This is a genomic window from uncultured Oribacterium sp., from assembly GCF_902481605.1.
Lineage (GTDB): Bacteria > Bacillota > Clostridia > Lachnospirales > Lachnospiraceae > Oribacterium > Oribacterium sinus.
Genome location: NZ_CABSXI010000024.1, coordinates 22487 through 33168, shown reverse-complemented (window position 1 = coordinate 33168; position 10682 = coordinate 22487). Strand labels below are relative to the sequence as shown.

Annotated in this window: 9 protein-coding genes; 4 read left to right on the top strand and 5 right to left on the bottom strand. The window is 42.6% G+C overall.

Annotated elements, in window-relative coordinates; all coding sequences use genetic code 11:
- Window positions 1-189: NIL domain-containing protein (locus RDQ32_RS05850; protein ID WP_308579466.1), on the top strand; the 189-nt coding region annotated here is incomplete at its 5' end.
- A gap of 96 nt (window positions 190-285) precedes the next feature.
- Window positions 286-888: a CHC2 zinc finger domain-containing protein gene (locus tag RDQ32_RS05845; protein ID WP_308579465.1), complete on the top strand. Its 603-nt coding sequence runs from the start codon at window positions 286-288 to the stop codon at window positions 886-888.
- 663 nt (window positions 889-1551) lie between these two features.
- Here the strand turns inward: RDQ32_RS05845 and RDQ32_RS05840 are convergent.
- The 5 genes from RDQ32_RS05840 to RDQ32_RS05820 all read right to left on the bottom strand — a co-directional run bounded on the left by RDQ32_RS05840 (window position 1552) and on the right by RDQ32_RS05820 (window position 5893).
- Entirely contained in the window at window positions 1552-2370 is an 819-nt protein-coding gene (locus RDQ32_RS05840) for a protein-glutamate O-methyltransferase CheR (RefSeq protein ID WP_007156727.1), read from the bottom strand.
- Between the two features lie 10 nt (window positions 2371-2380).
- A complete protein-coding gene (locus RDQ32_RS05835) occupies window positions 2381-2896 on the bottom strand; it encodes a chemotaxis protein CheW (RefSeq protein WP_040648675.1) in 516 nt (171 codons plus the stop codon).
- 13 nt (window positions 2897-2909) lie between these two features.
- On the bottom strand, window positions 2910-4991 hold the full coding sequence (locus RDQ32_RS05830) for a chemotaxis protein CheA (RefSeq protein WP_007156725.1): 2082 nt from the start codon (window positions 4989-4991) through the stop codon (window positions 2910-2912).
- 255 nt (window positions 4992-5246) lie between these two features.
- The gene (gene flgB / locus RDQ32_RS05825) at window positions 5247-5636 is read right to left on the bottom strand and encodes a flagellar basal body rod protein FlgB (RefSeq protein ID WP_007156723.1); all 390 of its coding nucleotides are present in this window, start codon (window positions 5634-5636) and stop codon (window positions 5247-5249) included.
- A 56-nt stretch (window positions 5637-5692) separates the two neighbouring features.
- A complete protein-coding gene (locus tag RDQ32_RS05820; RefSeq protein ID WP_007156722.1) occupies window positions 5693-5893 on the bottom strand; it encodes a hypothetical protein in 201 nt (66 codons plus the stop codon).
- A 161-nt stretch (window positions 5894-6054) separates the two neighbouring features.
- On the opposite strand from RDQ32_RS05820, the gene RDQ32_RS05815 reads away from it, so the two are divergent.
- Window positions 6055-8253 (top strand): methyl-accepting chemotaxis protein, encoded by a 2199-nt coding sequence (locus tag RDQ32_RS05815; protein WP_308579464.1) that lies wholly within the window; start codon window positions 6055-6057, stop codon window positions 8251-8253.
- A 114-nt stretch (window positions 8254-8367) separates the two neighbouring features.
- Entirely contained in the window at window positions 8368-10566 is a 2199-nt protein-coding gene (locus RDQ32_RS05810; RefSeq protein WP_308579463.1) for a methyl-accepting chemotaxis protein, read from the top strand.
- The last annotated feature ends 116 nt before the right edge of the window (window positions 10567-10682 follow it).

Genomic DNA, 10682 nt, shown 5'->3' with positions numbered 1-10682 from the left:
ACCTCTCTTCGTCCTGGTGTAGTCGTGCGTATTCAATATTTAGGAGATCGAACAGGAGATGCTGTTCTATCCGAAGCAATTCGAAAACTAGATGCGACTGTATCAATTTTACAAGCAAAAGTGAATATAACCCAAAAAGGTGTGCTGGGTAGTATGATTATTCTGATTGAAGAAAACGAAGAAAATTAAAAAATTTATTTGGAAAGTATTGACTATTTAAAAAAATACACTATACTAATAGTGTAGGTATTTTTTAGTGACTGTTTTGCGGAGGAATAGAATATAATGTTTTACAGTAAAAAAGAAATACAAAAGTTAATTGACAATCTGGACATCGTTCAAGTGATTGGTGAATATGTTAATTTGAAAAAGGCAGGTTCAGATTATAAAGGGTTATCTCCGTTTAAGGAGGAAAAGACTCCTTCCTTCACAGTCAGTCCAGTAAAAAATATTTTTAAAGATTTCAGTACTCAAATTGGTGGAAATGTAATTTCATTTTATATGAAAATTAATGACATTGGATTTATTCAAGCAGTGGAGGAATTGTCACAAAAGTATAATATTCCGCTTAAGAAAAATAGGGGATATGAGGCAGTTAATCGGGAAACTGAGAAGAAAAAGGCTGTAAATAGGGAATATTTTGAAATAATGAAGGAAGCTCAGATATTTTTTAGGGAAAATATTGAGAAGTATGATGAAGCATTGGAATATATGAAGGAGAGAGATTTTTCGCTGGAGGAAATAAAAAAGTTTGGAATTGGATTTGCTTCAAGTTCACGAGATGATTTATTTCAATATTTACTAGAAAAAGATTTTCCAGAAGAAAAAATAATGGAACTGGGACTTGCCAAAAGAAATGAAAATGGAGAAGTAGATTCTGTAATTTAAATATAGACTGTTCAACAATTTATGTATTGCACTGATTCATATTTTACTACAAGCAGAGGACTTCTCCTATACTCCACATTCGGATAATATCCGTATATTGATAATCTAAAAGTATAGTTAATGAAATAACTGCACATCCTCCCCTTCGCTTATATTCTAGAGTCTATCCCCTCTCCACAAGGCAATCTGAGCCCCTCGGTACTTAACAAAAGCGAGCGAAGCGAAGCTTGCGTTTAGTACCGCTAGCTGGGCGAAGTTAGCGGGAGCGTGCCTTGTGGCTAGAGGGTAGCTAGTGCTCCGAAGCTCCCTATATATGCAATGCCCCTGCGTTTAGTACCGCTAGCCGGGCGAAGTTAGCGGGAGCGTGCCATGGGGGGAGGGGATAGACAGTGTTCCGAGGTGCTGCGTATAAGCAATGCCCTTGCGTTTAGTACCGCTAGCCGGGTGAAGTTAGCGGGAGCGTGCCTTGGGGGAAGGGGATAGGCAGTGTTCTGAGGTGCCGCATATAAGCGCTACCCTTGCGTTTAGTACCGCTAGCCGGGGCGAACTTAGCGGGAGCGTAAAAATAAAAAAGCATATCCTCATCCAAAAGATAGAAGATATGCTTTATCACTTTATTTGCGTTGCTTAGAATTCTACTTGTCAAGCACTTACTTTTGCTTCCTATTTCTCATCTCTCCGATAAATCGCAGGCTTCACATAGGTATAAGGGCAAGTGGCTTTTGTCAGTCCCTCGGAATGGCCGATAAAGAGGTGTCCTCCGGGGTAAGTCACATCATAGAAACGCTTTACCAAGGCGTCCTTGGTGGGCTGGTCAAAGTAAATCATAACATTCCGACAAAAGATTAAATCAAAGTCTCTCTTAAATTTGATGGGAGACATGAGATTAAAGGGGCGGAAGATAACATTTCTTCGAAGCTCCTCGCTTACGGTGTAATATCCGTCTTCAATGGGAACAAAATACTTGTTTTTCCAGCTCTTTGGAAGCTTTTCCAGGCTTTCCGGAAGATACTTGGGGTTTTCCGCCTTGGATAAGACATTTTGAGAAATATCCGTAGCCAGGATACGAGTGTCCCAATTTCCCCCTAACTTTCCAAAGTACTCTAAGAGGTACATGGAAATATTGTAGGGCTCTTCTCCGGAAGAGCAACCGGCGCTCCAGATAGAGAGCAACCGGTCATTCTTATGTTTTTCTGCTAATTGGGGCATCACCACATTTTCCAGATAATCAAAGTGAGATTCCTCTCGCATGAAGTAGGTGTAATTGGTGGTGAGCTTATTCAGCAGGGTGGTCATCATATCCTGGTCCTGTTTTTGGATAATATCATTCACATAATCGTGAAAGTCCGTATATCCCCGGCTCTCCAGGATAGAAGAGAGACGGCTTACAATCAAAGGCTTTTTACGCTTTAGGTCAATGCCGAATTTCTCCTGCATAAAGGTATAAAGCCGCTTAAAGTCCTCATCAGATAAATCGTTCATAAAATCCCTCTTATACTACTTCAGAAGTAGAGGAGGATTGCACTAAGGAAGCTGCGTCAAAGGACATAGCAACTTCTCCGCTATCTAAAGTAAGCATGCCGTTGCAAAGCTTCTGACGATTCCGTAAAGGAATGGGCTGTACTTCGCTGGTGTCAATGTCGATAACCTGACGTACCTTATCTACGATAATACCGATAGGTACGGAATCAATATTTAATACGATAATGCAGGTCTTGGAGGTATATTCCTCGGCTTCTCTGTCCATTAGTAAACGAATGTCCACAACCGGGAGGATAGAACCTCTTAAGTTGATGATTCCCTTTACATAATGGGGAACCATGGGGAGAGCAGTGATGCTATGATCATTGATAATTTCAATGACATAGCTTGTGCTCATATACATTACCAATCCGCCGGATTCGAAGGTTAAGCAACGCTCTGCATCGGTTAAATCTTTCTCGTCCTGCTTGTTTTCTTGACTTTCAACTTCTTCTAATAATTCTTCTTGCATCAATTCTTCTGCCATGCTGCTTCCCTCCTTAAATGTTTTCAATGGCTTGAGAGTACAAGCCTAGCACGTCTAAGATGATACAAATGTTTCCATCTCCTAAGATGGAGCAACCATTAATACCACTGGACTTTAAGTCATACGCATTGAAGTAAGCGGGGAGTGGCTTTACCACAACCTGCTGTTCTCCGATTAAGTCATCTACGAATAGGCAGCAAGACTTGTCTCCGGCCTCTACCCAGATGAGAACACCGTCCTGTAAATCGGTGTATTTTCCTTCGATGCCGTAGAAATTGTTCAGGCGAATGATAGGATAGAAAACATCCATTCTCTTTACCATCTCATTTCCGTTCTCGTCAAATACGACTTCGGAATCATCTACCTTGAAGGACTGACGAATATTTACGATAGGAATGGTGAAGATGGTATCTCCAACATTTACCTTCATACCGTCCATAATAGCCAGTGTAAGAGGAATCTTCATGGTGAAGGTTGAACCCTTACCGATTTCACTGGAAATGCTGATGGTTCCACCAACAGACTCCAGATTCTTCTTTACTACGTCCATACCAACGCCTCGACCGGAGAACTCGGTTACTGCGGTATTGGTGGAGAAGCCGGGAAGCATAATCAAGCCCAAAGCTTCTTTCTTGCTGTATTCGGAACGAGGCTTGTAAAGAATTCCCTTTTCCTCGGCCTTGTCCAAAAGCTTTTCCGGATCCATTCCGTAACCGTCATCCTGAACGGTAATGATAACTTCGGAAGAAGTGTGAGAAGCGGAGAGGATTAACTCACCCTGAGAATCCTTACCTGCTGCGATACGCTCTTCCTTGGTTTCCTCGATACCGTGGTCCATACTGTTACGGACAATGTGCATCAAAGGATCCTGAATGCTATCTACGATTGTCTTATCCACTTCGGTATCCTCACCGATGATGGTAAGCTTAACGTCTTTTCCAAGCTTTTGCTTCATATCACGAACGATACGGTTCATCTTCTGGAAAACACCGGAGATGGACACCATTCGTAAGCTCATGGCGATATCCTGAAGATCGTCTGTTAACTTACGAAGCTGTCTTGCAGACTTCATGAAGTTGTCCAGACTTTCCTGAGGCAGCATACGAAGAACAGGAGAGGAGGTTACCATAGATTCGGTAATAACAATTTCTCCTACCAGGTCGTTTAAGCTGTCCAGCTTCTGCAGGTTTACGGAAATCAAGCTCTGCTTTACAGGTGCTGCAGCCTTTTGCTGTGCAGTCTGCTGAGCCGCTGCAGGCTCTTTGCTTGCTTTTGGTGCGGAACTGCTTTCCGCATTTGCGCTCTTAACCTCAGCCTTCGCCTCAGCCTTTGTTGCCTCTACAGGCTCATAGGAGAGGATATGGCTCTGTTCTCGTAAGATTTTCTCACCCTTTTCACAGTCTTCATCACTATCGAAGGCAAGGAAAAATCCTTCATCGATAATGGTTTGTGCTGTTTCCGGATTGCTATCCATATCTGCAGGATAATAACGGAACTCTAAGTCAAATTCCTTGATTGCATTTACAATCATAAATGCACGAAGGTTTTCCATGCCGATTCCTTCATCTAAGAAGACATGGATGAATTTCTTCGCCTTATCATCCTTTGGAAGATTGCGATTCTCACCGGAAGCCTTTGTGCTGTCTGCCGCCTCTACAACAGGAGCGGAGTCTGCGGGAGCTTTTCCGGAAATCTTTGCCAAGAAAGCATTGATGGAACCTGCAAATTCTTCAACATTGTTATCCAACTCTTCGCCGGCCTTTACCTTCTCCAGTCCGCTACGAAGAAAATCCTCAGAACGGAACATTAAGTCGAAAAGTTCACTTTTCTGGTCTCCGCTTAAAGAATCAATTCCCTTATCACGAATAAAGAAGAACATGTCTTCAATATGGTGAGCGATATTGGAGAGAGGAGTGAACTCCATCATGGCACTGGAACCCTTAATGGTGTGCATGATTCGGAAAATTTCATTTACGTCATCTGTGGAGAAATCCCCTACCTTTTCGTCTGCGATAAGCATTTCGTCCAACTTATCCAGGAGCGCTTCTGTCTCCAAGAGATAGGTGTCCAGCATTCCTTCCATTGTACTATCCATAGTTTTACCACCTTTTCCTATTTACTAAACTGTGTTCTGTTGCACAGCAGTATCCTCGTTATCTATCGGCAAAATCCCTACTGCCATAAGGCAAAGTTGGAAAATGCCGAAAAAAAACACTGCCCTTTCGGCAGTGCTTCTATTCCCATTTCCTCCATAAAAGGGAGAAAAACTCAGTATTCCAGAAAAGTTCGGAAGCATCCTTTCTTCCTGAAATCATCATTTTCCTCTTCCTATCATCCTATGGAAAAGGGGCTAGAAGCTCTTCGCTGCTGCCATAAGTCTTCTTAAGTCATTGTTTACAGAGTTTACCATATACTGGTAAGCGTAGGTGGTTTTAACAAGCTCCACCTGTTCCTGATCCATGTCCACGTTATTTCCATCTAGTCGACTGGATTCGTTTTTTGTGCTGTGAATTCTTGCCCTCTGGGACTGTATTGCATTCCCGATGGCGACTTTTTTCCGTCCACCCTGCTCCGCAGTAGAAATGCGGTGGAGAAGTTCATTCTCAAAGGTGAGATATTTTGACTTGTAATTCGGCGTATCCACATTGGCGATATTGTTTACCGTAAGATTCTGCCGTCCCCAGAGTAAATCCAGGGTCTTCTCCGTGAGGGCTACTCCATTTCCATAAAATAATGACATAGCTATCCTTTCTCTCTGTTTTTTAGCTCAACACAATATCGGACAGTTTTGCTTTTTTATAAGAGAAAAGCAGATTTTTCTTTTTGCTTTTTTTTAGAATTCTGTCTTCGTTCTTCCTGTTTTCGTGTTGTGCCATTTCTAAGTCTTATTATCCTTTGTGGGATTTTAAAAATCTTTCCATATAATAAGAAGAAAGTTTTTTGCATAATAGCATTTTCAGAAAGAAAGTACAAGAAAGCTTCCGGAATCTTTTTCACTGACTTTTTAACTGCCTTCTTGAATCTTTTCAGCTGCCTAGGGAAATTCTTTGATAAAACGCTAATTTCCTTATATAAGTATGGGCTACGCCGATGAACCTATGAGCTTTATAAAATCGACAATAAAAATAGGAGTTCGAAATTCAAGGAGGAATGAAAGCGTGAAGAAAAAGCAAGAAATGAAGGGTTCTTTATTGGAGAACCTTGGGTTAGGGCAGAAAATGTCATTGATTATCGGTGGGCTGACCTTTGTACTGCTGCTCTGCTTACTGTATTTTTTGTTGCATAGTTTTAGATTGTCTATGAACAAAAAGGTAGATGCCAGCATGGCGGAAAGGGCAGAGCAGGCTTCCCATACCCTGGATAACTTAATGACCAAGCTGAATGCCACAGCCGATAATATTGAGGAAAGTATCAGCTTCGTGTTTGACCAGCATGATGAGGTGGGAGGCGTTCCCGGTAATCCCTGGACCATTAACGATGAGGATGGGAATCCCCAGAGCATTACCCCTATGGAAAATGTAGCTTTTCGAAGCCGTGTGGTAAATGCTTACCTTCCTGCTTCCCGTTACAATGCGGAGGTAGTGATTTTAAATGCGCTGTATGCAAACCTTAAGACGGAACCGAATCTGGCAGATATCGGTATTTTATTTGAGCCGAATGCATTTTATCAGGGGATAGAGAATTACGCCCCTATTCTTTCCCAAGAAGATCTGGATAAAAGAGCGATTACCAACCATCCTTATTCCAATTATCAGGATGAAATATATTATAAGGCGGTAAAGGAAAAGGGATCTACCTTTATTACACCGGTTTACGGAGATATTACAAAGCCGGAAGAGAGAATGTTTGCGATTTATCATCCTATTATGAAGGACAATCAGTTTTTGGGAAGCATTCTTTTGGATGTGAAGGAAGATATATTACTCACGGCAAGCAAGACCGATGAAGATTATTCTTCCATGTTTGTAAACATTATTGATGGGGAAGGTTTAATTCACAGTAAGAAAGAAACAGTAAATGGAAAGACTTTAAAGGAGCTTCTTCCGGAGAAGGCAAGCACGGCCATTACCGAAAAGATGGAGTCTAAGGAAGCCTTTGCTCTTAATATTGTGAATGAGCATGGACAGCTAAGAAGAGAGTACTATTACCCCATTGACATGGAAGGCAGCACCTGGTGGACCAGACTCAGTATTTCTCACCAGGATTATAGTAAGGAAGTGGACAGATTAAGAAATGTTGGAATTGTAGCAGGATTTAGCACGGTATTTGTTCTTGCATTTGCATGCGCCCTGTTGATTGGCTATTTCTTAAAGCCCCTGCAGAAGGTGGTAGAGGTAGGAGAAAAATTATCCGTAGGGGATTTTGACATGAATCTTTCCTATAAGAGCAAGGACGAAATCGGAAAATTAATGCATTCCATGGGGGATGTAGTTTCCAGAATTCGTTCCATTATCGGAGACCTTTCCGAAAAATTAAATCAACTTGCACAAGGAAACTTCAATGTGGAAATGAATAATGCGGAGTACTACAGCGGAGCATATCGTCCACTGTTTGATTCCATTCAAAATATTTCCACAGATCTTTCCGGTACTATGGCAGAGATTCAGCAGAGCGCGGTACAGGTAAATTCCGGTGCGGAGCAGGTAAGCTCCGGTGCTCAGGGACTTTCTCAGGGTGCTACAGAACAAGCTTCTTCCATTGAAGAGCTTTCTGCAACGGTAAATGATATTTCCGAGCATATTAAGAAGACGGCGGAGAACACCCGCCTGGCTAACGCAGAGGCACAGAATGCCGGTAAGGAAGTAAGTAACTCCGACAAGCAAATGCAGCAGATGAAGGCTGCCATGGAAAACATCAATGAAAAGTCCGGAGAAATCAGTAAGATTATCAAGACCATTGATGATATCGCTTTCCAGACCAATATCCTGGCGCTTAACGCGGCAATCGAAGCGGCAAGAGCCGGTGTAGCAGGAAAGGGCTTTGCGGTAGTAGCGGATGAGGTAGGAAATCTGGCACAGAAGTCTGCAAATGCGGCAAAGGATACTACCATGTTGATTGAGGAGACACTTCAGGCAGTAGAGCAGGGAACTGTTCTGGCAGACAGTACTGCAGAATCCTTACAGAGAGTGGTTAGCGGAACTGGAAAGGTGACAGACCTTGTAAATCAGATTGCAGAAGCCTCTGTGGAGCAGTCCAGAGCGGTAGAGCAGGTATCTGTAGGAATCGACCAGATTTCCTCCGTAGTACAGAGCAACACCGCCACAGCGGAAGAATCTGCAGCGGCCTCCGAAGAGCTCTCCGGCCAGGCCAATATCTTAAGTGATTTGGTGGGAAGATTTAGACTTCGAGAGGAATAAGAAGAAGCGAAAAAACAGTTTTCACTTATATATGTTTGAGGATGGTCGATGAATCTAAGAGTTCTTCATTAAAAAATGATTTAGGAGCACGAAATTCAAGGAGGAAAAAACAATATGAAGAAGAAACAAAAGGCCACAGGCTCTTTTTACGAGAACCTGAAGCTTAGTCAGAAAATGTCCTTAATCCTGGGTTCATTGACATTGGTGATTTTATTGGGATTGCTATATTTCCTGATTCACAGCTTTGAAATTGCCATGGATAAGAGAATTGATGCCAATATGGCGGATAAGGCGGCAGAGGCATCTTCCGATCTGAGCGATTTGATGACAAAATTAGATACCATTACGAACAATATCGAGCAGAGTATCAGCTTTGTCTTCCAGCAAAATGATGAGGTCGGCGGAGTAGCCGCTAACCCGTGGAAGGTTAGAGATATCGAGGGTAATGACCAAACTGTTACCCCTATGGAAAAGGCGTCTTTCCGCAGCCGTGTGGTGGATGCGTACATTCCGGCTTCTCGCTACAATGCCGAGGTAGTAATGTTGAATGCGCTTTATTCCAACATGAAGGATGATGACAATCTGGAGGATATCGGTGTTCTTTTCGAGCCCCATGCCTTCTATCAGGGAATTGATAATTATGCACCTCTGCTTCTTAGAAATGAAGTGGAGAATAGAAGAATTATGAACTTTCCTTATGAGAAGTATCAGAATAAAGACTATTATACCGGACCGAAGGAAAAGGGGAATACTTATGTTTCTCCTGTATATAGTGACACTGTAGATCCCAGCAAAAGAATGTTTGCAATTTCTAAGCCCCTTATGTCTAATAATCAATTTATGGGCATCATCCTTCTGGATGTAAAGGAAGATATGTTACTTAACATTAGCATGGAGGATCCTGCCTTCCCCTCTATGTTTGTAAATATGATTGATGGAGAAGGCCTGATTCACAGTAAAAATGAGGAAGTAAACGGAAAAACACTGGAAGAGCTTCTTCCGGAGAAGGCATACAAAGCCATTTCCGAAAAAATGGAAGCGAAAGAAGCATTTACCTTAAAAGTTGTAAACGAGCATAATCAGGAGAGAAGAGAATATTTTCAACCCATCGATATGCACGGCAGCACCTGGTGGGTTAGATTAAATATTTCCGAGAAAGACTATGACAGAGAAGTTGATCGTCTGGTAAATATCGGTGCAGTTGCCGGTGTGGCAACGGTAATCCTTCTGGTTATCGTGACAGCAGTTTTGATCACTCGCTTTTTAAAGCCATTACAGAAGGTGGCAGAGGCAGGAGAAAAGTTATCCGCAGGAGATTTCTCCATGGATCTTTCCCATAAGAGTAACGATGAAATCGGCGTTCTGATGCAGTCCATGAACAATGTAGTAGAAAGAATCCGTTCCATCATCTCTGACCTTTCCGAGAAGCTCACCGAGCTGGCTCACGGAAATTTCAATCTGGAAATGAAGAATGAGGAATACTATAGCGGATCCTATAGACCTCTCTTTGATTCCATTAACAATATCACAGCGGATCTTTCCCATACTATGGCGGAGATTCAGCAGAGTGCAATTCAGGTAAATTCCGGTGCAGAACAGGTTAGCTCCGGTGCCCAGGGACTTTCTCAGGGTGCTACAGAGCAGGCTTCTTCCATCGAAGAGCTTTCTGCAACGGTAAATGATATTTCCGAGCACATTAAGAAGACAGCGGAGAACACTCGTCTTGCCAATGTAGAGGCTCAGAATGCCGGCAAGGAAGTAAGCAACTCCGACAAGCAGATGCAGCAGATGAAGGCTGCCATGGAAAACATCAATGAAAAGTCCGGAGAAATCAGTAAGATTATCAAGACCATTGATGATATCGCTTTCCAGACCAATATCCTGGCGCTTAACGCGGCAATCGAAGCGGCAAGAGCCGGTGTAGCAGGAAAGGGCTTTGCGGTAGTAGCGGATGAGGTAGGAAATCTGGCACAGAAGTCTGCAAATGCGGCAAAGGATACTACCATGTTGATTGAGGAGACACTTCAGGCAGTAGAGCAGGGAACTGTTCTGGCAGACAGTACTGCAGAATCCTTACAGAGAGTGGTTAGCGGAACTGGAAAGGTGACAGACCTTGTAAATCAGATTGCAGAAGCCTCTGTGGAGCAGTCCAGAGCGGTAGAGCAGGTATCTGTAGGAATCGACCAGATTTCCTCCGTAGTACAGAGTAACACCGCAACAGCGGAAGAATCTGCAGCAGCCTCCGAAGAGCTCTCCGGACAGGCCAATATCTTAAGCGACTTGGTAAGACGCTTCCAGTTAAAGGAAGATTAATACACAGAATCGATTAACGGAATAATAATATAAAATATTTGCACAAGATATTGAAGCTTAGAAAGCAATATCTTTTAAGGAAAAAAATATAGAGTCTCCAAGAGGAGGCTCTATAT

Bases quoted from the DNA above. Each gene is read 5' to 3' on its own strand.
- RDQ32_RS05810 (WP_308579463.1), top strand. From the start codon at position 8,368: ATGAAGAAGAAACAAAAGGCCACAGGCTCTTTTTACGAGAACCTGAAG.
- RDQ32_RS05830 (WP_007156725.1), bottom strand. From the start codon at position 4,991: ATGGATAGTACAATGGAAGGAATGCTGGACACCTATCTCTTGGAGACA.
- RDQ32_RS05840 (WP_007156727.1), bottom strand. From the start codon at position 2,370: ATGAACGATTTATCTGATGAGGACTTTAAGCGGCTTTATACCTTTATG.
- RDQ32_RS05835 (WP_040648675.1), bottom strand. From the start codon at position 2,896: ATGGCAGAAGAATTGATGCAAGAAGAATTATTAGAAGAAGTTGAAAGT.
- RDQ32_RS05845 (WP_308579465.1), top strand. From the start codon at position 286: ATGTTTTACAGTAAAAAAGAAATACAAAAGTTAATTGACAATCTGGAC.
- flgB (WP_007156723.1), bottom strand. From the start codon at position 5,636: ATGTCATTATTTTATGGAAATGGAGTAGCCCTCACGGAGAAGACCCTG.